Origin of the sequence: Actinomadura spongiicola (assembly GCF_003432485.1) — a bacterium.
GTDB lineage: Bacteria > Actinomycetota > Actinomycetes > Streptosporangiales > Streptosporangiaceae > Spirillospora > Spirillospora spongiicola.
In genome coordinates this window covers 277621-301754 of sequence record NZ_QVNQ01000009.1, presented here as the reverse complement: position 1 = coordinate 301754, position 24134 = coordinate 277621, and the positions used below count along the sequence as shown (strand labels likewise).

Below are 24134 nucleotides of genomic sequence, written 5' to 3'. Positions count from 1 at the left end.
CGAGAGAGGGCGGCGTTCATGAGGTCACCGACGCTGCGACTGAACGGCCGCGACATCGGCCCGCACGCGGTCATGGCGGTGGTCAACCGCACGCCCGACTCGTTCTTCGACAAGGGCGCCACCTACGGCTTCGACGCCGCGATCGGCGCCGTCGACCGCGCCGTCGCCGCCGGTGCCGACATCGTCGACATCGGCGGCGTGAAGGCGGGCCCCGGCGAGGACGTCGACGTCGCCGAGGAACTGCGCCGCGTCGTCGATCTGGTCGCCGCCGTCCGCGCCCGACACCCCGGCGTCGTGATCAGCGTCGACACCTGGCGCGCGGAGGTCGGCGACGCGGTGGCGCGGGCGGGCGCCGACCTGCTGAACGACACCTGGGGCGGCCCCGACCCGCGCCTGGCGGAGGTCGCCGCCGCCCACGACATCGGCCTAGTCTGCTCGCACGCGGGTGCCCTGGCCCCCCGCACCCGCCCGCACCGCGTCGGCTACACCGACGTCGTGGCCGACGTCATCGACCACGTCACGTCCGAGGCGGAGCGCGCCGTGGCCCTCGGGGTCCGCCGGGACGCGATCCTCATCGACCCCGCCCACGACTTCGGCAAGAACACCCGCCAGTCCCTGGAGATCACCCGCAGGCTCGGCGAGCTGACCGCCACCGGCTGGCCGGTGCTGGTCGCGGTCTCCAACAAGGACTTCATCGGCGAGACCCTGGGCCGCCCGGTCGACAAACGCGGCGTAGGCACCCTGGCCGTCCTGGCCGTCTCCGCCGCCCAGGGCGCCCACGTCTTCCGCGTCCACGACCCCCAATCAGCAAGAACCGCCCTGAACGCCGTAACGGCCCTAACCTCGCCACGACCCAACTGACCCAGCCCTCCACCACCTCCCCGCAACAACCCAACCGACCCCAGCCACCACAGCAACCCCCGACAACCTCAAGGTTTGCGATCGCGTCCGAAGGCAGGTTCAAGTGAAGCGAGAACCTGATCGCGCAGCGAGCCGCAAGGCGAGCCGGAGCGATGCAGCGATCGCACCGTGTTTTTCGACGATGGAGGGCGCTCCGCGCCCGAAGGAGGAGAAAAATACAAACTATAGAGAACGCTGTCTTGCTCGGTATGCGGCTACGTGCATGCGGTTGCCGCAGGTGCGGCTGTCGCAGTAGCGGCGGCAGCGGTTGCGGGACAGGTCGACGAGGACGCGTGAGCAGTCGGGGGCCTCGCAGGTGCGGAGCCGGTCGAGTTCGCCGGCGGCGATCACGTATGCCAGGGCCATGCCGCAGTCGGCGGCGAGGTGTTCGCCGAGGGGCGCGCCGGGTGCGAAGAAGTGGACGTGCCAGTGGTAGCCGTCGTGGTCGGTCAGGTGCGGGGTGGTGCGGACCTCGCCGACGATGTCGTTGATGCGCTGGACGGCGGACGGGACGTCGGCGGAGCGGAACACCGCGTGGAACCGTTCGCGGAGGTCGAGGACGCGGTCGAGGTCGGTGTCGGTGAGGTCGCCGATGTCGCTGAACGCGTTGCGTTCCACGAACGCGTGCAGGCCCCGCAGGTCGTCGAGTTCTTCGGAGCCGGACGCCGCCGCGCCGGTGTTGATGAGGTCGACGACGACGGCGAGCGCGTGCTCGGTGTCATGGGTGAAGATCACAGGGACTCCAGTCTCGGGGACCCGGGGGCGATCGTGTGCCCGGCGGCGGTGCCGGGGGCGGGGACGCGGCCCGTGGCACCAACCTTATGACGAGAATCCGTCGTGTCGACGCGTACGCGTGATCGGGGGTCGTGTCAGCGTTCGTAGTTGGGGTCGGCGACGACCGGGTAGTAGGCGTCGGAGTGCTGGACGCGCATCGTCACGGCCGTTCCCTCAAGGGTGTAGTCGGCCTTCACCTGGCGGAACATGGAGTCGCTGGCCCAGGGGTTGTAGAGGCGGCCGACGGTCGCGCCGTAGCGGAGGTGGACGACGTCGTAGCCGCCGGACGGCATGGACTCCAGTGCCAGCCCGTCGGCGAGGGAGATGTTGAACCGGAATTCGGCGGGGGCGTCGGGGCCGTGGATGACGGTCAGGAGCCGGACTCCGCTGGCGGTGGTCTGCGCGACGATGTCGGTGTCGACGTCGACGCCGACGAAGACCCGGAGGCTGGGCCGGAGGATCTGCGCGACGGTGTCGGCGGCGGCCACGTCGATGCCGAGGTGGATCCGCTGCCCGTCCCTGGTGGGGACCCACACGCCGTCGCGGGCGCGCTGACCCCAGGCGACGTCGGGGTTCTCCATCTCCTGCGGTTCGTTCTTGCCGCGTGCGACGAGGATCCTGGAGGCGGCGCTCATCGCCGCGGCAGCCCCGTCCCGTGCATGCCTCATGGCGGGCCCCCTCGCCTTCTTTCATCACTTGCGTGACTTCGTGCCTGTTACGGGTTTACCAGGGTCTAGCGGGTGTTGACGTCCCTTGGCCTGCCGTCGGTGGATTCGTGACGTTCGCCCCGCGCGTCGTTGGACCTTACACCACGCTTATACGCGCCGATCGGGTCGGGTGCGGATCCCGTCGAAGTCGATCACGGCCCGATGACGGTGCGCATCCGGGCCTTCACGCAGAAAACACTTTGTGTCCGTGGTGGAACGTCCGCATCATTGGACACATCGAATCGAACACGAAAGCGCGAAGGGGCGAGCCACCGGTTAGGCGGCCGGTCTCCAAAACCGGCGGAAAGTGGGTTCGACTCCTACCGCCCCTGCTGAACACGCACGACGGGCTCGTGGTGTAACGGAAGCACACTTCCCTTGCAAGGAAGCGATCAGGGTTCGACTCCCTGCGGGTCCACCGGTGTTACGCGCGGCGGGCCGTCCCGTGACAGGACGGCCCGCCGCGCGGCCCTCGGAGGGTTGGCCGAACGGTAAGGCAGCAGTTTCGAAAACTGTCGTCGAGGTGACACTCGAAGGGGTTCGACTCCCTTACCCTCCGCAAATTCGGGCGCTATTCGGCGTCATGCCGGAACGGGCTCGCCGACGGTGGCGGTCTCGGACAGGTCGGCGAGGACGTCGCTCAGCCGGTCCAGGGCGCTCGCGATCCACGGCAGGGACGCCGGGGCGGGTGAGGCCAGGGCCGCGAGGCGTTGTTCGTCGTCGTCGCCGTAGAGCTGGCTGGGCGCGACCCGCATCCGCAGCGCGGCCGGGGGGTCGCCGAAGGAGCTGCCCGGCAGGACGCCGACTCCGTAACGTTCCAGCAGCAGGCCCGTGAGGTCGGCGGCCGTCCGGACGTCGTGGCCGGCGGCCAGCGCTTCCCGGATCGGGCCGAAGTTCGGGTAGACGTAGAACGCCGCCTCGGGCCGCGTGACGCGGGCGCCCGCAGCGGCGAACCGGTCCGCGACCGCGCTCGTGACGGCGGCGTGCAGCCGCCGGCTCCGGTCGACGTGCTCGACGAGCTCGGGCGGCTCCGCGAACGCGTACGCGGCGGCGTGCTGCATCGGGGCGGGCGCGCTCGACCAGATCTCGCTCGCCACGCCCAGCAGGCTGTCGCGCAGCGCGCGGCCGAACGGCCCGTCCGGCAGCCGCGCCACGCCGAGCCGCCAGCCGCCCGCCGCGAGGCTCTTGCTCAGCGCCGTCGTCACGACCGTCCGCTCCGGCGCGAACCGGGCCGGGCTCGGCAGGGCGCGTCCCGGCGCGTGCACCAGGTCGCGGTAGATCTCGTCCGAGATGATCGTCAGGCCGAGGTCGCGCGCCACGGCGCACACCCGCCGGACGGTGTCCTCGGACGCGAGCGTCCCGGTCGGGTTGTCGGGCAGCGTCACCACCACCGCCCGCACGTCACGGCCCCGCGCCCGGGCCCGCACCACGGCGTCGGCCAGCAGCGCCGGGCTCGGCGCGCCGCCCTCGCCGCGCGGGGTGGCGACGCGGATCGGCTCGGCGCCGACCAGGGACGTCTGGGCCGCGTAGGTGACCCAGCTCGGCGACGGAACCACCACGTCGCCGCCCAGGGAGGTCAGGAGCGCGTACAGCAGCGGCTTGCTGCCGGGGCCCGCCACGATCGCGGCCGGATCGGTGGGCAGGCCGCGCCGCGACCAGTATCCGGCGGCGGCGGCGCGCAGCGCGGCCGACCCGGCGACCGGCCCGTAACCGCCGCGGTCCGCGGCCGCGCCGAGCTCGCGGGTCAGGGCCGGGTGGATGGGGATCCCCGCCTCCCCGAACCCGAGCGGGAGGACGCGGACGCCCTCTCTGCGCTTGCGGGCGATCGCCTCGTTCACCGCGAGCGTCGCCGACAACGCGACGGGACGCGGCGTGAACGGTAGCGGCCGGACGGGTTCGGACTCTTCCTGTGTGGACTCTTCCTGGGCTGGCATCAATGCTCCAAAGGGCACGCTGAAACGGGCAGGCGAAGACGACGGTGGGTGAAAGATCCGGAATCCCTGTGCGCCCCGGCCGGGCTCGAAATCATCCTTTCCCGCGTTTAGCATCATTACAAGCGAGTCTCGGCGATGCTGACCATAAGGTGGACTGATGCTGGAGTTGCGCCGCCTGCGGCTGCTCGCCGAATTCGCCCGTCGCGGCAGCATCGCCGCGACCGCCGCCGCCCTCGGCTACACCCCCTCGGCCGTCTCGCAGCAACTGGCGGCCCTGGAACGGGAGGCCCGCGTCCCGCTGCTGGACCGCACGGCCCGCAGCGCGGAGCTGACCGACGCCGGGCGCCGCCTCGCCGACCGCGCCGAGGAGATCCTCGTCCTCGTGGAGACCGCCGAGGCGGAGCTGTCGGCGCACTCCGACACGCCGATGGGACGGGTGGTCGTCACCGCGTTCCCCACGGCCGCCGTCGCCTTCGCGCCCGCCCTGGCGGAGAGCCTCGGCGAGCATCCGGACCTGACCTTCGTGCTGCGCCAGACCCGGCCGGGCGACGGCGTCCGGCAGGTGCAGAACGGCGAGGTCGACATCGCGCTGATCGACGACTGGACGGGCAAGGTCCCCGAGCAGTCGCCCGCGGCCCTGGAGTTCTTCCACCTGCGCCGCGACCCGCTGGTGCTGGTCGTCCCGGCCGGGCACCCGATGTCGGACCCCGAACGGCCCGTCGACCTGCAGCAGCTCCGGGACGAGGCGTGGCTGGCCGCGCCTCCCGGGGAACCGTCCCGGCAGGCCCTGGAACGGCTCATGGACACCGTCGGCGGGGCCCGTCCCGTCCCGTGGGAGTTCGAGGGGCTGCACACGATCCTGAGCCTGGTGGCGCGCGGTATCGGCATCACCGCGCTGCCCGCGCTGGCGCTCACCGCCGGTGATCAGGACGTGGCCGTCCGGCGCATCCCCGAGTGCACCCTGGCGCGGGAGGTCTACGCCGTGACCCGGGCCGCGAGCGTGCGCCGCCCGTCGGTCGCGGTCACGCTCAGGGCCATCTACGCCGCGGCTCGCGACGCTTCGTCCGCCCCGCCGGAGAGCTGAGCGGGGCACCCGCTACCGTCGAAGGTGAGGCCTGGATCACAGTTGTGATCAGATCCTCCTCTGGCCGCTTCCGGCCACCGCCCGCACTGGTCGGCGCATGGATCCGAACTAAGGGGGGAACGACGGCACACGGACCGGATCACACGAAAACGGACATGCGTGTGCCGCTCATCACGTACCGTGGGGCGGAATCGTGACCACATCCGAGTCCAAGCACACTGATCGGGGAGCGCAACACTCGATGGATCGACCGGCGACCACTCCCGCCGCACCCTCCGGGGCGGTGGAGACGCCCACGCCAACGGCACCGGACGCCGAGGCGCAGGGCGGCGGCCACCACGTGTTCGAACTGCCGCGGGTGACGGCGCTGCTGATGCACGCGCTCCCGCGCTTCGTCGAAGGGGTGATCGCCCCCGTCGCGGTGTTCTACGCCGCGCTCACCCTGCTCGGGCTGAACGGCGCGCTCGTCGCCGCCGTCGCCTGGGTGTACGGCGGCATCATCTACCGCTTCGTGCGGGGCCACCCGGTCTCGGGGATGTTGCTGCTGGCCGCGGTCGGCGTGACCGTCCGGGCCGTGACGGCCGCCGCGACGCACAGCGCGGTCGTCTATTTCCTGCAGCCGACGCTCGGCACGCTCATCATCAGCTTGTCGTTCCTCGCCTCGGTACCGCTCGGACGCCCCTTGGCCATGAAACTGGCCAGAGACATGGCGCCGATCCCCGAGGCGTTCCTGAAGCACGCGCGGGTGCACCAGTTCTTCCTGCGGATCTCGCTGCTGTGGTCGATGGTCCTGTTCACGAACGTGGCCGTGAGCCTTTGGATGCTGTTCAACGAGTCGATCGGCATGTACCTGTGGGTCCGCACCGGCATCGTCGCCGGACTGGGCGCGATCGGCGTGGCCGTCTCGGTGTGGGGCTTCAAGCGCGTGGTGCGCCGCGTGAACCACGAGCCCGCCGCGTCCTGACCCGCCCCGCCCCGCGCCCGCACCGCCCATGACCGAGGTCCCGTGACCGACGCCACATGACCGATACGGCCTGACCGGCGATTTTCCTGCCGTTCGGCCCGAACTTCCGGTCCGGCCGTGGCGTCTCCTTTCACAGTTGGATTCACCGGCTTGGGGTGAAGCCTTGGGCTATGGGGGAGTTTGTTGTGATCGATGGGCGATTCAGGCTGGTGCTGACCGGTGGCGCGGGCGCGGCGGTGCTCGCGGTCGGCGGCGTGACCGGCTGCGCGATCGGCGGTGAGGGCAAGCTGGCCTCGGGCGACGCGGCCGACGCCGTGACGATCACGCCGGCCAACGGGACCGCCCAGGTCCGACCGGACGGGACCATCGAGGTGAAGCTCTCGGACGGCAAACTGCAGAACGTCACCGTGCAGGGCCAGGGCGCCACCATCACCGGGAAGTTCGACGGCGGTCGCCGGACGTGGCGGTCCACCCGGACGCTGACGCCCGGAACGTCCTACACCGTCACGGCGCAGGCCCGCGACGACGGCAAGACCCGCACCGTGACGAGTTCCTTCACCACGCTCAAGGCGGACAAGACCCTGTCGATCGTCGACGTCACGCCGAACGTCAAGGGGGAGAAGGTCGGGATCGGCATGCCGATCATCGTCCGGTTCGACCGTCCGGTCGCGAACAAGGCCGCCGTGGAGCGGACCCTGCGCGTCACGCCGGACAAGCCGGTCGAGGGCTCGTGGCGGTGGATCTCCGCCGACCAGGTCGTCTACCGGACGAAGACGTACTGGCAGCCGCACCAGACCGTCCGGTTCCACGCGAGCCTCGCGGGCGTGAACGCGGGCGGCGGCGTGTACGGGGCCGAGGACGAGCAGGCCACCCTCACCATCGGCGCCGCGCAGGTCACCACCGGTGACATCGACGGGCACCACATGACCGTGACGCGGGACGGCAAGAAGCTGCGCACCGTCCCGTTCAGCGCGGGCAACGGGCAGACCCGCGAGTACACCACCACCAGCGGTGTCCACCTGCTGATGGAGAAGGGCAACCCCGTCACGATGACGTCCCCCGGCCGGAAGCCGGGCGACGCGGGCTACTACAAGCAGGTCGTCAACTACGCGGTCCGCTTCTCCAACAGCGGCCAGTACGTGCACTCGGCGCCCTGGTCGGTCGGCTCGCAGGGGTCGGTGAACGTCAGCCACGGCTGCCTGAACGTCAGCCCCGCCAACGCGAAGTGGTTCTACGACGTCATGCAGCGCGGCGACGTCCTCAAGCTGACCGGGACGAACCGCGAGTTCGAGCCGGACAACGGCTGGGGCTTCTGGCAGCTCTCCTACGACGAGTGGCGGCAGGGTAGCGCACTGCGATGAACCCCCGTCCCACCAGCATCTCTTGCAACGCTTTGATCTCGGACACCCGCCAAAAGCCACGGTCATGACATGATCCTTGAATTTTGTCGCTAATGTCTCCCTGATAGACGGCGGGTTCGGGAGGTCGTAGTGCAGCGGAGGGTTTCCGCAGGGGTTCGAGCAAGCGCGGGGATGGCCGGTGCCCTACTGCTGCTCACGACGGCCTGCAACGGCGGAGAGAAGGAAGGCGGCGTCACCGTCGGCGAGAAGGCCGACGCGGCGCTTCCCCAGGTGACGATCAGTCCGGGCAACGGCAACACCAAGGCGAGACCGGAGGACGGTGTCGTCGTCACCGCGGCGGGCGGCACGCTTCAGCAGGTCGCCGTCATGCTCAAGGGCAAGCCCGTCGACGGCGAGATGGCGGCCGACAAGACCAGCTGGAAGTCCCGGACGCTGCGTCCCGGCGCCAAGTACCAGGTGACCGCCGTCGCCACGAACCCCAAGGGCAAGACGGCCACGGTCAGCGCCACGTTCGCCACGCTCAAGGCGCCGAAGGAACTCGGCATCATCGACATCACGCCGAGCAAGAACGAGAAGGTCGGGGTCGGCATGCCGATCCGGGTCGTGTTCAACCGCGGCGTGGCCGACAAGAAGGCCGTCGAGAAGGTCCTGGACGTCAAGTCGACCAAGCCCGCCACCGGCGCCTGGCACTGGGTCAACGACACCACGGTGATCTTCCGGACGAAGAACGGCGAGTACTGGCGGCCCAACCAGGAGATCACCTTCTCGGCGAAGCTGGCCGGCGTGAAGGCGGGCAAGAAGACCTACGGCACGTCCGACTACAACCGCAGGTTCCGCATCGGCGACGAACACATCCTCCGCGTCAGCACCAAGACGAAGCGGGCGGTCGCCATGAGGAACGGCACCAAGGTCCGCAGCTGGCCCATCAGCGCGGGCAAGGGCGGCCGCGTCGTCAACGGCGTCGACACCTACCTCACCACCAGCGGCATCCACCTCACCATGGGCAAGGAGAATCCGGCGATCATGACGTCGGAGTGGATGGGCGTCGACCCCAAGGACAAGAAGAACGGCGGCTACCGGGAGGTGATCCCGCACGCGGTGCGGATCTCCGACACCGGCGAGTACGTCCACTCGATGGCCGCCACCGTCTGGGCGCAGGGCCGCCAGAACGTCAGCCACGGCTGCCTCAACTCCCCGCCCAAGGACGCCCGCTGGTTCTACAACTGGTCCTACCGCGGCGACCCGGTGATCGTGACCGGCACCAAGCGCCGGCTCGAACCGTTGAACGGTTGGAGCTATTACCAGATGTCGTGGAGCCAGTGGGTCAAGGGAAGCGCGCTCGACCGATCCGTGACCACGGGATGAGTTGACCGGCCCCCTCGGCGGGAAGAAGGCGGGCACGGCCGCCACCAGCGATGGGGGACCCGGTGAACGAGTCAGCGCACGAGTCATTACCACCGTCGTCGGGGCGCCGTCGGCCCAGGCTGCGGCGCCGCGTCCGGCGCGGCGTGCACCGCGCCGCGCGCCGCGTGACGCTGTGGGCCCTGCGCCCGCTGCGCTGGCGGCGCGCCCCGCGACCGGGTGAACGGCTCCGCGTCCGTGTCCTGCTGCAGAACGCGCACGGGACCGGAGGGACGATCCGCACCGTGCTGAACCTGTGCGGGCACCTCACCCGCGACCACGACATCGAGATCGTCAGCGCGCTGCGGAGGAGCAGGCGCCCGTTCTTCACCATCCCAGGCGACGCGCGACTGACCTACGCCGACGACCGTTTCGCTCCGAAGAACGTCGCGGCGCGACTTCTGGCCCGGCTGCCGAGCGTCCTGACCCCGGTGGACGAGGCGTCCTTCCGGCTCATGAGCCTCTGGTCGGACGTGTGTCTCCTGCGCGCCCTGTACCGTACGCCCGCCGACGTCGTCGTCGGCACCCGCCCCTCGCTCGTCCTGCTGGCGGCGGAGCTCGCGCCCCGCGGCGTCGTCACGATCGGCCAGGACCACATGAGCCTGGAGTCCTACCAGCCCGCGCTGCACCGCCAGGTCGTCCGGGGGTACCGGCGGCTGAGCGTCCTCGCCGTCCTCACCGAGGCCGCCCGCGCCGGATACGAGCGGGCCCTCGCCGGGTCCGGCGTCCGCGTCGTGCGGATCCCGAACGCCGCGCCGCCGCTGCCGGGACCACCGTCCCGGCGCGAGGACAAGGTCGTGCTGGCCGCCGGACGGCTCGTCGCCAACAAGGGCTTCGACACGCTCATCCGCGCCTTCGCGCCGCTCGCCGCCGAGCACCCCGACTGGACGCTGCGGATCTTCGGTCGTGGAGCGCGCCGCGACCGGCTGCTCGCGTTGATCGACGAGCTCGACCTCACCGGACGGGTCGAGCTGCTCCCCGTCACCCGTGACCTTCACGGCGAGATGGCCCGCGCCTCGATCTACGCGCTGTCGTCCCGCCGCGAGGGCATGCCGATGGTGATCATCGAGGCGATGGGGATGGGCCTGGCGGTGGTGTCGTTCGACTGCCCGCACGGCCCCGCCGAACTGATCGACCACGGGGAGGACGGGTTGCTCGTCCCGCCGGGCGACACCGCCGCGCTCACCACCGCCCTCCGTGAGCTGATCACGAAACCCGAGCTGCGCGACCGGCTCGGCGAGCGGGCCGTCCGGTCGGCGCGCGCCCACGACCTCGACCACATCGGGCCCCAGTGGTCGCGGCTGCTCGCCGACGGCGCGGCCCTCAGGCGCGCTGGACGAGTCCGCGGATGAACGCCGCCTGCCCGGCGTGCTGAAGGTCGTCGGAGACGACACTGATCAGCCGGACGCCGAGCGTGACCGGCGGGTCCCAGGAGCGGTCCACGACGCGGTCGAGGTCGGCGTCCCTGAGTGTGCCGACGTACTCGACGGTCCTGGCGTGCACGGTGTCGTGGTAGCCGGTCAGCAGGTCCGCCGACTCCACCCGCACCGAGGCGACCTCGTCGACGGTGTGGCCGTATCCGGTGTCGGACGGGTCGAACGGCAGACCGAACCGCCCGGCCCAGCCGTCGTCCGTCCACGCCTGCGGGGTGCCCGCGACGCCGGCGATGTGGTCGTCCTGGACGCGGGTGAGATGCCAGACGAGCCAGGCGATCGTGTTCGCCGCCTCGTCGGCGCGGTAGGCGAGCTGCTTGGGGGTGAGCCCGTCGACGGCGCTGTGGACCTCCTCCCGAATCCGGTCGAAGGCGTCGGTGAGCAGTTGCGCGCTGGTCATTGACGAGACGCTACCCGCAGATCGAGCCCGAAATTCGGTGGCGGCGCGGCGAGTTCGGCTGTTCCGCTTGATACTCAGTGTGTTCAATAGAATCCTGACTGTAGTCGGAAGGTTCTGTGTGCGGGGGAAGGGGCGGATGCCGTGACGCGCCTCTCCTCGTCGACCTCGGGTGGGCCATGTCAGAGCCCCTGACCACCGCCTTCGGGGTCGCGCGGGGCGACCACGCCTGGATCCGCTACGCGGGGGAGGACGAGCGGCGCGAACTGCGGGCGGCGCAGGTGCTCACCGCCGCGGAACGCGGCGAGCGCGTGGTGTTCGTCCATGCCGGTGCCCGCCGCGGCCGCCCCGGCGACGCCCCGGTCGAGGGCGGGCAGGCGACCGTCATCGCGCCGCGCGACGCGGGGTTCGCCGCGGGACGGCTGGACGCCCGCCGCCTCATGGACGTCCTGGAGCAGCAGATCGCCCACGCCGCCCGGCTGGGCCTGCGCGGTCTGCGCCTGTGCGTGGAACTGGCCGACGTCCTCCAGGAGACGCCCGACGTCGCGGAGCACGGACGGGCCCGGGGAGAGGGGAACGGGCCGACCGGTGGCTGCCCGCTCGCCGCGCTGCCCGCGCTGCCCCGCCCTCCGGCGATCATCTGCCATGGCGACCGTGCCCGGCTCCCCGGCCCGCGTCTGCGGGCGCTGGAACGCCGGCACGCGCTGGTTCTGGAGGCCGAGCCGGCGCTGACGCGCGGTCCGCAGTTGTGCGTGCTGCCCGTCCACGGCCCGGCCGGGCTGCGCCTGGTCGGCGAGCTCGACGGCTCGAACATCGGGGTGCTGGCACGGGCGCTGGAGACGGCCCCGCTGGACGGCCGCGACCTGCACCTGGACGTACGGGAACTGCGGCACGCCGATGTGGCGGCCGTCCGGCTGCTGGTGCGCGTCGCGGCGGCGATGCCGGACGGTCACCGGCTGGTCCTGCACGCGCCCGGCCCGGTGGTCAGCGCCGTGCTGCGGCACTTCGGGTGGGCCGGGCGGCTCGTGCTGGAAGAGGGGGGCTGGGGGTGAAGCGTTCGGCGTTCGTCCACCAGGGCTGCGTGTACGCGGGCGACGAGGAGTTCCTGCGGATGGCCGTGCCGTTCGTCGACGAGGGGCTGCGCCGGGACGAACCGGTCCTGGTCACCACCACTCCCGCCAACCTCGACCTGGTGCGGGCGGCCCTCGGGCGGCACGCCCGGCACGTCGACTACGCCGAGACCGCGTTCTTCGGCCGCCGGCCGCCGCAGCGGGTCGCCGCGTTCCTCGGCTGGCGGCACCGGCATCCGCGCGCCGCCCGGGTCCGGATCCTCGCCGAACCGGTGTGGACCGGACGGTCCGCGCGGCAGGTCGAGGCGTGGGAGTGCATGGAGTCCGCTCTCAACGCCGTGCTCGCCGACACCGGCATCCATATGATCTGCCCCTACGACGCCCGTACCGTCGAACCGGAGATCGTCCGCAACGCGCACCGTACGCATCCGCACATGGTCGCCGGGACCGACGTGTCCGACAGTCCCGGGTATGTCGAGCCCGTCTCGTTCGTCCGCGGTCGGGAGACGCCGCTGCGGGACCGTCCCGGCGACGCCGTCACCCTCACCTTCACCGGTGACCTCAGCCGCATGCGGCACGCCATCGTCATGGAGTCCGCGATGCTCGGGCTCGCCGGAGAACAACTCATGACCTTCGCGGCGGCGGTCAGCGAGCTGCTCACCGGGGCGGACGGCGACGCGCTCCCCAGCGTCGCGCTGTGGGCGCGGCCAGGGGAGGTCGTGTGCGACATCCACCTGCCCGCGACGACGTCCCTCGATCCGTTCATCGGCCTGCACCCGCCGACGCTCGACCCGCGGCCGGGCGACGGGCTCTGGCTCGCCCGGCAGATCTGCGACCACCTGGACGTGCGGCCCGGCGGGGACGGCACGACGATCCGGCTGCACACCCCGAACGTCCGCGTCGCCGAGGCGGGGCGGGGCGTCTAGCCCGGCGCGCGGGCCGGGAGCCGGCCGGTGACGTCGCGGCCGCCGCCGGGACGCGGCCGCGCGGTGACCGCCCCGCCGTGCGCGGTGGCGTCGCGCTCGGCATCGTCGTCACCGCGGTGTTCGCCGTGACGCGGGGTCGGCCGACCGTCGTCCCGGTGTGGCCATGGCCGGAGGCGTCCTCGCCACCCTGCTCATCGGCGGCGTCGCCGGACTGTATCCCGCCGTCCGCGCGGCCCGTCTTGACCCGAACGAGGCCCTCTCCGCTCCGTGATCACCGAGCGTGTGCGAACATATGTTCGTGTCGGGTTTCAGGTCGGGTCGGGCCACGATCCTGCACGCCGACCTGGACTCCTTCTACGCGTCGGTCGAGCAGCGCGACGATCCCGGCCTGCGGGGGCGACCGGTGATCGTCGGTGGCGGGGTGGTGCTGGCGGCGAGCTACGAGGCCAAGGCCCACGGCGTGCGGACCGCGATGAGCGGCGGGCAGGCCCGGCGGCTGTGCCCCCGCGCGATCGTCGTCCCGCCGCGCATGAGCGCCTACACCGAGGCGAGCCGGGCGGTGTTCGCGGTGTTCCGGGCCACGACGCCGCTGGTGGAGGGCCTGTCGATCGACGAGGCGTTCCTGGACGTGGACGGCCTGGGCCGCCCCGCCGTGGACGTCGCCGTGCGGCTGCGCCGGGAGATCGCCGAGGAGGTCGGGTTGCCGATCACGGTCGGGGTGGCGCGCACCAAGTTCCTCGCGAAGGTGGCGAGCGCGGTGGCCAAGCCCGACGGGCTCCTGGTGGTGCCGCCGGACGGTGAACGGGAGTTCCTGCGCCCGCTGCCGGTGCGGCGGCTGTGGGGGGTCGGCCGGGTCACCGCGGACAAGCTCGCCCGGTTCGGCGTCATGACGGTCGGTGACGTGGCGGACATGCCGGAGGCGGCGCTGGTGTCACTGCTCGGCCCCGGCGCGGGCCGTCACCTGCACGCCCTGGCGCGGGGCCGCGACCCGCGCCCCGTGCGGACCGGGGCGCGGCGCCGGTCGATGGGCGCGCAGCGGGCACTCGGACGCCGTCCCCGCACGCCGCGGGAGTTGGACGCCCTCCTGGTCGCGCTCGTCGACCGGCTCGGCGGACGGCTGCGCCGGGCGCGGCGGGTGTGCCGGACGGTCACGCTCCGGCTGCGGTTCGCCGACTTCGCCCGCGCCACCCGCTCGCACACCCTGCCGGAGGCGACCGCGGAGACCCCGGTGATCCTGGACGCGGCCCGGGGCCTGCTCGCGGCCGCCGCTCCGCTGGTCGAGAGCCGGGGCCTGACCCTGATCGGCGTCTCGCTCGGCAACCTCCGCGACGACCGGGCCGTGCAGCTCGCCCTGCCGCTCGACCGGACGTCGGCGGCGGGCAGGGACCTGGACGGCGCGGTCGACGGCGTCCGCGACCGGTTCGGTGCGAACGCCATCACCCGCGCGGTGCTCCTCGGCCGCGACCAGGGCCCCTCGGTGCCGCTCCTGCCGGACGAGCAGGACGGCCTCGACTGAAACGACCCCGACTGAAACGACCTCGACTGTGACGGCCTCGACTTAGGACGGCTTGATGATGCCCAGACCGTCCGCGCCGACCTGGACGGCCGACTCGTCCAGCTCCGCCTCCGAGATCGGCTGGACGTGGCCGTCGAGGTCGAGGACGGGGCTGGCCTCCTTGTACCAGGACTCGATGACCGCGTTGCCCCAGAAGTCGCGGCGGCGGTCGTCGTGCACGCTCCACCGGTACGTCTCGTGGTCGGGGTCGCCGGTGTAGTAGTCGGAGGTGTAGACCTCGACACGGTGCCCGTCGGGGTCGCGGAGGTAGACGTAGAAGGCGTTGGACACGCCGTGCCGTCCGGGGCCCCGCTCGATGTGGTGCTCCTTGCCCAGCGACCCGAAGATGTCGGCGGTCCGCAGGACCTGGTGCGACTCGTGCGTCGCCACCCCGAGGTGGTGCAGGCGCGGCCCGGCGCCGCCGGTGAAGGCGACGTCGTGGACGGTCTGCTTCCGGAACATCCACGCCGCGTACAGCTCGTGCTCGTCGCCCTCGATGGTCTCCGAGCAGCCGAACCCGAGCGACTTGTAGTGCTCGTAGGCGGCGGGGATGTCGGGAGTGCAGACGTTGAAGTGGTCGAGCCGCGCGATCTGGGCGCCGCGGTGCAGGTCGTAGCGCTGGATGAGGCGCTCGCCGCGGGCGATGTCGTGGAAGAACTCGACGGTGAAGCCGAGCGGGTCCACGGTGCGCAGGGCGTCGCCCACGCCGTAGGTGCCCTCGCCCGCGGGGACGCGGCGGACGGGACGGCCGAGCTCGGTGAAGAACCGCTCGGCCCGGTCGACGTCCTCGGGGGTGCGGACCCGGTAGGCGAGGTGGTCCAGGGCGGCGACCGGCCCGGTACGCAGCACCAGCGAGTGATGGGTCAGTTCGTCGGTGCCGCGCAGGTACAGGGCGTCCGGTGTCTCATGCTGGACGTGCAGACCGAGCATGTCGACCCAGAACCAACGGGCCGCGCCCAGGTCCGTGACGACCAGCTGCGCGTAGGCGGAGCGGATGACGTCGGGGGCTGTGCTCATTCCTTCTCCTGTGCGCCGAAGCGGGGCGTGTGCACCTCGCCGAGCATGACGTGAACGATCTTGGACTCGGTGAAGAAGTCGATGCTGTGCGCACCACCCTCCCGGCCGACGCCCGAGTCCTTCATGCCACCGAAGGGGGTGCGCAGGTCACGGACGTTGTGGGAGTTGATCCAGACCATACCCGAGGCGACGGCGTGCGCGATCCGGTGACCGCGGCGCAGGTCGTTGGTCCACACGTAGCCGGCGAGGCCGTACCGGGTGGCGTTGGCCAGCTCGATCGCCTCGGCCTCGTCGTCGAACGGCGACACCGCAACGACCGGGCCGAAGATCTCCTCCTGGAAGATCCGGGCGTCGCGGGAGACGTCGGTGAAGACGGTCGGCTGCAGGTAGTTGCCCTCGGGCAGGTGCGCGGGACGGACGCCGCCCGCGACGAGCTTGGCCTCCCGCTGCCCGATCTCCACGTACTCCAGGACGCGTGCGTAGTGCTCGGGGTGCACGAGAGCGCCGACCTCGGTCGCGGGGTCGGACGGCGGCCCGACCTTGACCCGCTCGGCGCGTTCGGCGAGGCGCCGGGTGAACTCCTCGTAGACGGGCCGCTCCACGAGGACGCGGGAACCGGCCGTGCAACGCTCCCCGTTCAGCGAGAACACGCCGAACAGGACCGAGTCGAGGGCCGCGTCGAGGTCGGCGTCGGCGAACACCACGACGGGCGACTTGCCGCCGAGTTCCATCGACAGCGTCTTCAGGCCGTCGGCGGAGCACCGCATGATGTGCCGTCCGGTGTCGGTGGAGCCGGTGAACGACAGCAGCGGGACGTCCGGGTGGTCGACCAGGGCCTGGCCCGCCTCCTCGCCGATGCCGTGCACGATGTTGACGACCCCGGCGGGCACCCCGGCCTCGGCGAAGATCTCCGGCCACAGGTTCGCCGACAGCGGCGTCCACTCGGCGGGCTTGAGCACCAGCGTGCAGCCGGACGCGATCGCGGGGGCGAGCTTCCAGCTCTCCAGCATGAACGGGGTGTTCCACGGGGTGATCAGACCGGCGACCCCGGCGGGCGTCCGCACGACGTAGTTGAGCTGCTGCTCGCCGACGCGGAAGGCCTCCTCGCCGAGCGCGACGATCACGTCGGCGAAGTAGCGGAAGTTCTCGGCGGCGCGGCGGGCCTGACCGCGCGCCTGGGTGATCGGCAGCCCGGAGTCGAACGACTCGAACGCCGAGAGCCGGTCCTCGCGGGCCTCGACGGCGTCGGCGACGCGGTTGAGGATGGTGGCGCGCTCCCGGTTGCCGAGCCCCGCCCAGGCGGGGAACGCCGCGCGGGCCGCGGCGACGGCGCGGTCGATGTCGGCGGGACCGCCCGCGGCGGCGGTGGTGTAGGGGGTGTTGGAGACGGGGTCGACGACGTCGAAGACGGAGCCGTCGGCGCTGTCGGTGAACTCGCCGCCGATCCAGTGCCGGATGCGCTCCGGCAGACCGTCAGGGCGGGCGGGGCTGGAGGGGAGGGGCATCGTGCTCTCTTCCGGTTCGTTGGTGGACGACGCTGCGCGGGATCGGTCTCAGATCCCCGCGGTGAGGTCGCCGCCCTGGTCGAGCAGCGCGCGGATGCGCGTCTGGCCTTCGGCGGTCGGCGTGGTCAGCGGCGGCCGGACGTACCCGGACGGGATCCGGCCCTGCTGCTCCAGCACCCACTTGGCGGGTGCCGGGTTGGTCTCGACGAACAGCAGGTCGACGAGGGGGTGCAGGCGGTAGTGCAGCTCGCGGGCGGCGTCGTGGTCGCCGGCGGTCCACAGCTCGTACATCCGGGCGACGGCGTTGGGAGCGAGGTTGGCGACGGCGCTGATGAAGCCGGTGCCGCCGAGCGCGAGCAGGGGCAGGCACAGCAGCTCGATCCCGGACCACACCAGCAGCTCGGGGCCGCAGGCGTGCAGGACGCGGGAGAAGTGCTCGAAGTCCTTGGTGGTCTCCTTGATCCCGACGACGTTGTCGAAGTCGGTGAACAGCCGCCGGACCGTCTCGGGCGCGATGTCGACGCAGGTCCGGGACGGGACGTTGTAGATGACGAGCGGCAGGTCGGGGAACTCGCGGGCGATGGTCGCGTACCAGGTGTAGAGGGCTTCCTGGGTGGGCCGCGCGTAGTACGGGGTGATGACCAGGGCGGCGTCGGCGCCCGCGTCCCGGGCCGCCGCGGTGATCTCCAGCGTCTCGTCCAGCTTCGTGGAGCCGGTGCCGGGCAGGAACGGGACGCGGTCGGCGACCTCGTCCGCGGCGGTCCGGATGGCGGCGATGCGCTCGGCGGTGGTCTGGCTGCTCGGCTCGCCGGTGGAACCGCCGAACGAGATCCCGTGCGAGCCGGACTCCAGCTGCCAGCGGATCAGGCCGCGCAGCGCGTCATGGTCGACGGCGCCGTCGGCGGTGAACGGCGTGACGACGGGCGCGATGGATCCGCGGATCGTGGCCGGGTCGGTACGGAACTTCAACGTCTGCTCCTCAGTGGTGGTTCTCGCGGCGCCAGGTCTCGTAGGCGTCCCGCCAGCGGGGGCCGAGCGGGTACAGGCCGTCGACGGACTCCCCGGCGGCGACGTGCTCGGTGATGAAACGCTCCTGCGTCTCCTGCTCGACGGAGTCGGCGACCAGGCTCTCGGCGATGTCGGGCGGGATGACGACGACGCCGTCGGCGTCGCCGACCAGGATGTCTCCGGGCTGGACGAGGGCGCCGCCGCAGGCGATCGGCAGCCCGGTGTCCCAGGGGACGTGCCGGCGGCCGAGCACGGCGGGGTGGGCGCCCGCGTGGAAGACGGGCAGGTCCATGCCGCCGACGGTGGCGCTGTCGCGGAGCCCGCCGTCGGTGACGACGCCCGCGGCGCCGCGTTTCTGGGCGCGCAGGGCGAGGATGTCGCCGAGCGTTCCGGCGCTGGTGTCACGGCGGGCGTCCATCACCAGCACCTGACCGGGACGCAGTTCCTCGATCGCGCGCTTCTGCGCGTTCATGCCGCCGCCGTACCGTTCGAACAGGTCCTCACGGAGCGGCAGGTAGCGCAGCGTGTGCGCGGTGCCGACCATCTTCACGTCGTCGCCGCCCGCCGGGTGCACACCGTCGATGGACATGTGCTGGAGGCCCCGCTTGCGCATCTGGGAGCTGAGCGTGGCGGTCGACAGCCCGCGCAGCGCCTCCGCGAGGGACTCGTCCAAGGTGGGCTTCGTCACATAGAGCGAGCCCCAGGCGTCCGCCCGCGCCGCGTCGTCCGCACGGGGCATCGCGCCCCAGTCGGCGAGCGGTCCGCCCTCCACGACGGTGTTGGACAGCCTTCCGGTGGTCTGCGCCCCGTCGGTCACCTCGACCTCGACGGTGTCGCCGGGACGGGCCACCGACGCGCCGGCGGGGGTCCCGGTGAGGATGACGTCACCGGCTTCGAGGGTGACCATCCGGGACAGGTCGGCGACCAGCGTCGCGAAGGGGAACAGCAGGGTGTCGCTGGTGTCCTCCTGGACGACCTCGCCGTTCACCCAGGTGCGGATCCGCAGCCCGCGCGGGTCGACCTGCCGGGCGTCCAGCAGCCGCGGGCCGATGGGGGTGTACCCGTCCGCGCCCTTGGACCGCAGGTTGGAGCCGCGGTCGGCCCACTTCATGTCGTGGACGCCCGCGTCGTTGGCGGCCGTCACCCAGCCGACGTGCTCCCATGCCTCCTCGGGGGAGACCCGGTGCGCGCGGCGCCCGATGACCAGGGCGATCTCGCCCTCGAAGGTCATCAGCTCGCAGCCGGCCGGGCGGGTCAGCGGGTCGCCGGTCCCGGCGAGCGAGGACGGCGGCTTGAGGAAGTAGGAGGGGTGACCGGGGATCCGTCCGCGCTCCTTGGCGCGGGAAGGGAAGTTCAGATGCACTGCGATGATCTTCGAGGGCCGGTCGCCCAACGGGTGCGGCACTGCGGAGCTCCTGACGGTACGGAAGAGGTTCCGGAGAAATCGTATATGAAGTCATGCACGATGACGAGGGTGCCTCTTTGATCGTTCCAACTCGGACGAACACGTCCGAGCGGGAGCCGAAGTTCCCGTGCAGTATGATCGCAAATCGTATGCGAAATCCTCTAGGAGGTGTTTGACGGATGCGCGACCTCGCCGTTCGCACGTTCACGTCCGCCAGTCCGGTGGACGCGCCGCCCGTGCTGCTCGTACACGGCTTCTGCTCGGACGGGACGACCGACTGGGTCGACACCGGCATCGCCGAGGCCCTCACCGCGGCCGGCCGGACCGTCGTGGTCCCGGACCTGCCCGGCCACGGGCGGAGCCCGGCGCCCACCACGCCCGCGGAGGCCACCGCGCCGGCCATCGCCACCGATCTCGTCGCGGCCCTGGACCGGGCCGGCATCTCCTCCTTCGACGCCGCGGGGTACTCCCTCGGGTCCAGGATCGTCTGGGAGCTTCCCGCGGCGGCGCCCGGCCGGGTGGAACGCACCGTACTCGGTGGGCTGAGCCCCGTCGAGCCCTTCTCCGCCGTCGACGTCGAGGCGCTGCACGCCGCCGTCCGGGACGGTGCCGAGCCCGCCGACCCCTTCACCGGCATGATCGCCGGCATGATCGGGAACTTCGGTGACCGCGCCCCCGGACTCGCCCTGTGCGTCGAGGGGCTGCGCTCGACTCCCTTCTCCGGCGGTGCTTGGAAGGCCGAGACCCTTCCGGTCTTCGTCGTGGGCGACAATGATGAGCTGACACGAGGAATCAGCGGCCTCGCCGAGGAGATCGGCAAGGCCGAACTGGTCACCGTGCCCGGAGCTCATCACGAGGTGCTGGGCGGGGCACGGTTCCGTGACGCCGTCGTGCACGCGTTGTCACGGTGACCAGGCCGGCGAACACGACCCGGGGGTGCGGGGCGACGATGAGGAGAACCGGGTGAGTCCCGCGAAGAAGCAGGGGCAGGTCAAGGAGAGCAAGGCCGAGTTCTGCTACGACCTGCTCCGCTCGCGCATCCTTGACGGCACCTACGTGCCCGGTTACCGGCTGGTCATCAACCAGCTCGCCCAGGAGACGGGGGTCAGCACCATCCCCCTGCGCGAGGCGCTGCGCCGCCTGCAGTCCGACGGGCTCGTCGAGGTGGTGCGCAACGTCGGCGCCCGCGTCGCGGTGTTCGAGGCCGAGCAGGTGGAGCACACGCTGCAGATCCTCGCCCGGCTCGAAGGCTACGCCACCGCCATCTCCGCGCCGCTCATGACGGCCGCGGAGCTGGAGCGCTCCCGCAAGATCAACGACCGCATGGTGGAGGCGCTGGAGGAGTTCGACCCGACCGCGTTCACCGCGCTGAACCGCGAGTTCCACTTCTCGATCTACGAGCACTGCCCCGACGCGCACCTGCGGGCCCTGCTGGAGGCGGAGTGGACGCGCCTGGACCACATGCGCCGCTCCACCTTCACCTACGTCCCCGGCCGCGCCCGCCGTTCGGTGGTCGAGCACGAGGGAATCCTCGACCTCATCGCCAAGGGCGCCGACCCCGGCGAGATCGAGCGCGTGGCCTGCGCCCACAAGAACGCCACCGCCCACGCCCTCCACAGCGCCGTCCCCCACAAATAAACGACCAGAACCCCGAACGCGCCGCCCCGAAAGGGACGGCGCGTTCGTCTGTTTCCCCCGCTCACCGCTCAGCCCCCATCCCGGACCCCGAGGTGGTGACCCCAGCCCGGGTCACGGGGGTTCCAGCGGGTCGCCCACCTGGGTGGACAGCCCCCTGGAAGGTCACGTGAGCAGTTGGCCGCCGTCCACCTGGATGATGGCGCCGGTGATGTGGTTCGCCTGGTCGGAGGCGAGGAACAGCACCAGCGGGGCGATGTCGTCCGTGGTGGCGATCTTGCTCAGCGGGATGCGGGACTCCCAGGCCGCGCGGGCCTCGGGGACGTCCATGAGCCCGGCCGTCATCGGGGTGTGGACGGGGCCGGGCGCGACGCCGTTGACCCGGATGCCGTTGCCCGCGAGTTCGAGCGCGGCGGTGCGGGTGAGGGCGTCCACGGCCGCCTTGGTGGCCTCGTAGTGGCCGAGGCCGGCGGTGGGCTGGCGCGCTCCGATGGAGCTGATGTTGACGATGCGGCCCTTGGTGCCGCGTTCGATCATCTGGGTGGCGACCGCCTGGGTGACGGTGAAGGTGCCGCGCAGGTTGACGGCGACGACCGTGTCGAAGATCTCCATCGGCAGGGACGCCAGGGGGCCGCCGCCGGCGACGAGGCCCGCGTTGTTGACGAGGATCTCGACGGGACCGACGGTCTCGGCGACGTGGGCGACTCCGGTGGTGACCGAGTCCACGTCGGTGATGTCCATGGTGACGGAGTCGGCGTCGATCTCCTTGGCGACCTTGGCGGCGTTCTCGGCGTCCCGGTCGGCGATGACGACACGGTCGCCCGCGGCCGCGAACGCGGCGGCGATGGCGCGGCCGATGCCGCTGGCGCCGCCGGTGACGAGGACGACCCTGCCGTCGTTCACCCGGCCGCTCACCGGGCTTCCGCGATGATGATGCGCGGGCTGCCGGGCAGGGCGCGGGTCTCGACCGGCTCCCAGCCCGCGTCGGTCAGCCAGCCGCGGACCTCGGCCTCGGGGTAGACGACGGTGCCGTCGATGACCAGGTACTCACCGGCGTGGAGGGCGTCGATGAGGCGCTGCTCCGGGTCCTCGTCGAGGAAGAAGTCGAGCAGGACGAGCTTGGCGCCGGGCGCGGCGGCCTGGCGGGCCCGCTCGATGAGGGTCTTGTTCTGCTCGGCGTCGAAGCGGTGCACGACGTGTTCCATCAGCACGCAGTCGAACCCGTCCGGCAGTTCGCCGGTGAGCGGGTCGGCTTCGACGACCGCGGTGCGCTCGCCGAGGCCCGCCTCCTCGAAGGCGGTGGTGGCGAAGCCGGTGAAGTCGGCGGGGCCGAGGAAGGTACCGTGCGCCTTGTCGGCGGCCTTCAGCGCCTCGATGAGGAACGAGCCGGACAGGCCGCCGAAGTCCAGAATGCGGGAGTGGGAGGTGAAGTCGAAGTTCTCCGCGAGCATCCGGGCGTGCAGCGCGTTGTAGGTCATCACGCCGGTCATGAACGTCTGCATCCGCTCGCCGGCCATGTCGAGCTGCTGGGGCTTGTCGCTGCGCGTGGTGGCGGCGAACCCGAGCCAGTGGGGGTAGCTGATGGCGTCGAGGAACGCCAGGAACGGCCGCAGGTCGATGCCGCCGGCGTCCCCGGCGAGGTAGGCGGCGGTGGCCGGGGTGTTGGCGTAGCGGCCGTCCTCGCGGGTCAGCAGGCCGAGGGCGGCCATGGTGTCGGCGAGGATGCGGGCGGTGCGCTGGGGCAGCCCGGCCCGTCCGGCGATCTCGGTCGCCGTCGCGGGTCCGTCCGCGAGCGCGGCGAACACGCCGGTCTCACTCGCCGCGAACAGCTGCTTGGCGGCCATGTAGCCGGTGGCGACGCCGAGGATGCTGGAGGGGTCGGCGCCCGGGGAGGGATGCGACATGAAAATGTCTCCTTCGCGGTAAGAATATGCAGGATGCTATACGATCTATGCTGAGACGGCCAGGGGTCCTCCCGGGGCCGACCACCCCTCTCATCGGAGGTCACGATGGAGTTCGCAGAGCGCGTACCCCGGCGGCGGCTCGGCGTGCACGGTCCCGAGGTCCCGCTGCTATCGCTCGGTTCATGGAACACGTGGGACCGGATGGACCGTGACGACGCGGCCGAGCTCGTCCGGCTGGCGGTCGACCGCGGTGTCGACATGTTCGATGTGGCGCACTACAACTTCGGCCCCCATGCCGAAAACGCCGTTACCGATGTGTTGTTCGGCCAGGCCGTCCGTGATGCCGGAATCGCTCGCGAAGATTACCTCCTGTGCGGGAAGCTCTGGTTGTGGGAGTACCCGGCGTCCTCGTTCGCCGAGCAGATCAAGGTGTCGCTCGGACGGATCGGCACCGACCACGCGGACATGGTCGTGGTCGGCGACTTCATGGAACGCCCCGACCTGAAGGCCGTGGTGCGGGACGTGTCGGAGCTCGTGCGGGCCGGGCGCTTCAAGGCGTGGGGCGTCAACAACTGGTCGGCGGGCGATGTGCTGTTCGCCTGCCGGTTCGCGACCGCCGAGGGCCTGGTGCCGCCGACGTTCGCGCAGTTGAAGTACAACCTGGCCCGGCGGTCGGTTCCCGAGGGCGACCTGTACGGCAGGCTGTTCTCCGAGGAGGGGCTGGCTCTGCAGGCGTCGGACGTCCTGGAGGGCGGCATCCTCGCCGGCAAGCTCGACCCCCAGCGGAAGATCGGCGCCGACCCCGGGGGCATCCGTGACCGGATCCGCGCCGCGCTCCCCGAGATCCGGCGGATCGCCGACGGGTTCGGCGTCACGCCCGCGCAGCTCGCGATCGCCTTCACCCTCGCCTATCCGGCGGTGTCGAACGTCCTGGTCGGCGTCAGCCGGATCGGCCAGTTCGAGGACAATCTGGCCGCGCTCGGGCTGTGCGCCCGCCGCGGTGACGAACTGCGCGAGGCCGTGGCCGGGCTGTGGCTCGACGAGGGCGTCGTGGACCCGGCGGCCTCCTGGGGGACCGACGCGCCCACGGCTCCCAAGGACACCGCCCCCTGCCGGTGACGCACCGCCGAGCCGCCGAGCCCCCACCCGCGGGG

Annotated in this window: 22 protein-coding genes and 3 tRNA genes; 15 read left to right on the top strand and 10 right to left on the bottom strand. The window is 71.6% G+C overall.

The window, feature by feature from the left end; all coding sequences use genetic code 11:
* Positions 1-18: 18 nt before the first annotated feature.
* Positions 19-861, top strand: coding sequence for a dihydropteroate synthase (gene folP, locus D0T12_RS27485; RefSeq protein WP_117402954.1), 843 nt, complete (start codon positions 19-21; stop codon positions 859-861).
* Positions 862-1083: 222 nt separating this feature from the next.
* Here the strand turns inward: folP and D0T12_RS27480 are convergent, their stop codons facing one another.
* Together D0T12_RS27480 and D0T12_RS27475 are read right to left on the bottom strand one after the other, a co-directional pair.
* Positions 1084-1635 (bottom strand): CGNR zinc finger domain-containing protein, encoded by a 552-nt coding sequence (locus D0T12_RS27480; protein WP_117402953.1) that lies wholly within the window; start codon positions 1633-1635, stop codon positions 1084-1086.
* A gap of 134 nt (positions 1636-1769) precedes the next feature.
* A complete protein-coding gene (locus D0T12_RS27475; protein ID WP_117402952.1) occupies positions 1770-2342 on the bottom strand; it encodes a hypothetical protein in 573 nt (190 codons plus the stop codon).
* 299 nt (positions 2343-2641) lie between these two features.
* On the opposite strand from D0T12_RS27475, the gene D0T12_RS35570 reads away from it, so the two are divergent.
* The 3 genes from D0T12_RS35570 (at position 2642) to D0T12_RS27465 (ending at position 2940) form a co-directional block, all read left to right on the top strand.
* Positions 2642-2713 (top strand) — tRNA-Trp (locus D0T12_RS35570).
* A gap of 15 nt (positions 2714-2728) precedes the next feature.
* Positions 2729-2799, top strand: a tRNA-Ala gene (locus tag D0T12_RS27470).
* 56 nt (positions 2800-2855) lie between these two features.
* Positions 2856-2940 (top strand) — tRNA-Ser (locus tag D0T12_RS27465).
* Between the two features lie 22 nt (positions 2941-2962).
* On the opposite strand, the gene D0T12_RS27460 is transcribed toward D0T12_RS27465, so the two are convergent.
* Complete coding sequence (locus tag D0T12_RS27460; protein WP_117402951.1) at positions 2963-4315, bottom strand: pyridoxal phosphate-dependent aminotransferase; 1353 nt, start codon at positions 4313-4315, stop codon at positions 2963-2965.
* A 157-nt stretch (positions 4316-4472) separates the two neighbouring features.
* On the opposite strand from D0T12_RS27460, the gene D0T12_RS27455 reads away from it, so the two are divergent.
* From D0T12_RS27455 to D0T12_RS27435, 5 genes are all read left to right on the top strand, one after another.
* Entirely contained in the window at positions 4473-5399 is a 927-nt protein-coding gene (locus D0T12_RS27455) for a LysR family transcriptional regulator (protein WP_117402950.1), read from the top strand.
* A gap of 241 nt (positions 5400-5640) precedes the next feature.
* A complete protein-coding gene (locus D0T12_RS27450) occupies positions 5641-6363 on the top strand; it encodes a DUF3159 domain-containing protein (RefSeq protein ID WP_233526313.1) in 723 nt (240 codons plus the stop codon).
* Between the two features lie 185 nt (positions 6364-6548).
* Entirely contained in the window at positions 6549-7724 is a 1176-nt protein-coding gene (locus D0T12_RS27445) for a L,D-transpeptidase (protein ID WP_233526312.1), read from the top strand.
* Between the two features lie 171 nt (positions 7725-7895).
* Positions 7896-9089, top strand: coding sequence for a L,D-transpeptidase (locus D0T12_RS27440; RefSeq protein WP_117402947.1), 1194 nt, complete (start codon positions 7896-7898; stop codon positions 9087-9089).
* A 62-nt stretch (positions 9090-9151) separates the two neighbouring features.
* Positions 9152-10477, top strand: a complete 1326-nt coding sequence (locus D0T12_RS27435; RefSeq protein WP_233526311.1) for a glycosyltransferase family 4 protein — start codon at positions 9152-9154, stop codon at positions 10475-10477.
* Here D0T12_RS27435 and D0T12_RS27430 read toward each other — a convergent pair.
* Positions 10449-10958 (bottom strand): mycothiol transferase, encoded by a 510-nt coding sequence (locus D0T12_RS27430; protein ID WP_147339652.1) that lies wholly within the window; start codon positions 10956-10958, stop codon positions 10449-10451. The genes D0T12_RS27435 and D0T12_RS27430 overlap by 29 nt on opposite strands.
* A gap of 176 nt (positions 10959-11134) precedes the next feature.
* On the opposite strand from D0T12_RS27430, the gene D0T12_RS27425 reads away from it, so the two are divergent.
* The 3 genes from D0T12_RS27425 to dinB all read left to right on the top strand — a co-directional run bounded on the left by D0T12_RS27425 (position 11135) and on the right by dinB (position 14467).
* On the top strand, positions 11135-12007 hold the full coding sequence (locus D0T12_RS27425) for an STAS domain-containing protein (RefSeq protein WP_117402943.1): 873 nt from the start codon (positions 11135-11137) through the stop codon (positions 12005-12007).
* Positions 12004-12951, top strand: coding sequence for a sensor histidine kinase (locus D0T12_RS27420; protein ID WP_117402941.1), 948 nt, complete (start codon positions 12004-12006; stop codon positions 12949-12951). The genes D0T12_RS27425 and D0T12_RS27420 overlap by 4 nt, the downstream gene beginning before the upstream one ends.
* 298 nt (positions 12952-13249) lie before the next feature.
* Positions 13250-14467 carry a DNA polymerase IV gene (dinB, locus tag D0T12_RS27410; RefSeq protein WP_233526310.1) on the top strand — a complete coding sequence of 406 codons (1218 nt, stop codon included), beginning with the start codon at positions 13250-13252 and terminating at the stop codon, positions 14465-14467.
* A 42-nt stretch (positions 14468-14509) separates the two neighbouring features.
* On the opposite strand, the gene hpaD is transcribed toward dinB, so the two are convergent.
* The 4 genes from hpaD to D0T12_RS27390 are packed head-to-tail and all read right to left on the bottom strand — an operon-like array spanning position 14510 to position 19441.
* Entirely contained in the window at positions 14510-15523 is a 1014-nt protein-coding gene (gene hpaD, locus D0T12_RS27405) for a 3,4-dihydroxyphenylacetate 2,3-dioxygenase (protein WP_117402937.1), read from the bottom strand.
* Complete coding sequence (gene hpaE, locus D0T12_RS27400; RefSeq protein ID WP_117402935.1) at positions 15520-17028, bottom strand: 5-carboxymethyl-2-hydroxymuconate semialdehyde dehydrogenase; 1509 nt, start codon at positions 17026-17028, stop codon at positions 15520-15522. The genes hpaD and hpaE overlap by 4 nt, the downstream gene beginning before the upstream one ends.
* 48 nt (positions 17029-17076) lie before the next feature.
* Positions 17077-17997 carry a 4-hydroxy-tetrahydrodipicolinate synthase gene (gene dapA, locus D0T12_RS27395; RefSeq protein WP_117402933.1) on the bottom strand — a complete coding sequence of 307 codons (921 nt, stop codon included), beginning with the start codon at positions 17995-17997 and terminating at the stop codon, positions 17077-17079.
* Between the two features lie 10 nt (positions 17998-18007).
* Positions 18008-19441: a fumarylacetoacetate hydrolase family protein gene (locus D0T12_RS27390; protein WP_117402932.1), complete on the bottom strand. Its 1434-nt coding sequence runs from the start codon at positions 19439-19441 to the stop codon at positions 18008-18010.
* Positions 19442-19620: 179 nt separating this feature from the next.
* Here D0T12_RS27390 and D0T12_RS27385 point away from each other — a divergent pair, with 179 nt between their 5' ends.
* Positions 19621-20352 (top strand): alpha/beta fold hydrolase, encoded by a 732-nt coding sequence (locus D0T12_RS27385; protein ID WP_117402930.1) that lies wholly within the window; start codon positions 19621-19623, stop codon positions 20350-20352.
* 52 nt (positions 20353-20404) lie between these two features.
* Positions 20405-21079: a GntR family transcriptional regulator gene (locus tag D0T12_RS27380; protein ID WP_117403025.1), complete on the top strand. Its 675-nt coding sequence runs from the start codon at positions 20405-20407 to the stop codon at positions 21077-21079.
* A gap of 162 nt (positions 21080-21241) precedes the next feature.
* Here D0T12_RS27380 and D0T12_RS27375 read toward each other — a convergent pair whose 3' ends face one another.
* Both D0T12_RS27375 and D0T12_RS27370 read right to left on the bottom strand, forming a co-directional pair.
* Positions 21242-21991, bottom strand: a complete 750-nt coding sequence (locus D0T12_RS27375) for an SDR family NAD(P)-dependent oxidoreductase (RefSeq protein WP_233526309.1) — start codon at positions 21989-21991, stop codon at positions 21242-21244.
* Positions 21988-22980: a methyltransferase gene (locus tag D0T12_RS27370; RefSeq protein ID WP_117402927.1), complete on the bottom strand. Its 993-nt coding sequence runs from the start codon at positions 22978-22980 to the stop codon at positions 21988-21990. Before D0T12_RS27370 ends, D0T12_RS27375 begins: the two co-directional genes overlap by 4 nt.
* A gap of 105 nt (positions 22981-23085) precedes the next feature.
* Between D0T12_RS27370 and D0T12_RS27365 the strand changes: the two genes are divergently transcribed.
* Positions 23086-24099 (top strand): aldo/keto reductase, encoded by a 1014-nt coding sequence (locus D0T12_RS27365; protein WP_117402925.1) that lies wholly within the window; start codon positions 23086-23088, stop codon positions 24097-24099.
* Positions 24100-24134: the final 35 nt, after the last annotated feature.

Bases quoted from the DNA above. Each gene is read 5' to 3' on its own strand.
- folP (WP_117402954.1), top strand. From the start codon at position 19: ATGAGGTCACCGACGCTGCGACTGAACGGCCGCGACATCGGCCCGCAC.
- D0T12_RS27450 (WP_233526313.1), top strand. From the start codon at position 5,641: ATGGATCGACCGGCGACCACTCCCGCCGCACCCTCCGGGGCGGTGGAG.
- D0T12_RS27440 (WP_117402947.1), top strand. From the start codon at position 7,896: ATGGCCGGTGCCCTACTGCTGCTCACGACGGCCTGCAACGGCGGAGAG.
- D0T12_RS27430 (WP_147339652.1), bottom strand. From the start codon at position 10,958: ATGACCAGCGCGCAACTGCTCACCGACGCCTTCGACCGGATTCGGGAG.
- D0T12_RS27365 (WP_117402925.1), top strand. From the start codon at position 23,086: ATGGAGTTCGCAGAGCGCGTACCCCGGCGGCGGCTCGGCGTGCACGGT.
- hpaD (WP_117402937.1), bottom strand. From the start codon at position 15,523: ATGAGCACAGCCCCCGACGTCATCCGCTCCGCCTACGCGCAGCTGGTC.
- D0T12_RS27455 (WP_117402950.1), top strand. From the start codon at position 4,473: ATGCTGGAGTTGCGCCGCCTGCGGCTGCTCGCCGAATTCGCCCGTCGC.
- D0T12_RS27370 (WP_117402927.1), bottom strand. From the start codon at position 22,980: ATGTCGCATCCCTCCCCGGGCGCCGACCCCTCCAGCATCCTCGGCGTC.
- D0T12_RS27460 (WP_117402951.1), bottom strand. From the start codon at position 4,315: ATGCCAGCCCAGGAAGAGTCCACACAGGAAGAGTCCGAACCCGTCCGG.
- D0T12_RS27385 (WP_117402930.1), top strand. From the start codon at position 19,621: ATGCGCGACCTCGCCGTTCGCACGTTCACGTCCGCCAGTCCGGTGGAC.
- D0T12_RS27425 (WP_117402943.1), top strand. From the start codon at position 11,135: ATGTCAGAGCCCCTGACCACCGCCTTCGGGGTCGCGCGGGGCGACCAC.
- hpaE (WP_117402935.1), bottom strand. From the start codon at position 17,028: ATGCCCCTCCCCTCCAGCCCCGCCCGCCCTGACGGTCTGCCGGAGCGC.
- D0T12_RS27475 (WP_117402952.1), bottom strand. From the start codon at position 2,342: ATGAGGCATGCACGGGACGGGGCTGCCGCGGCGATGAGCGCCGCCTCC.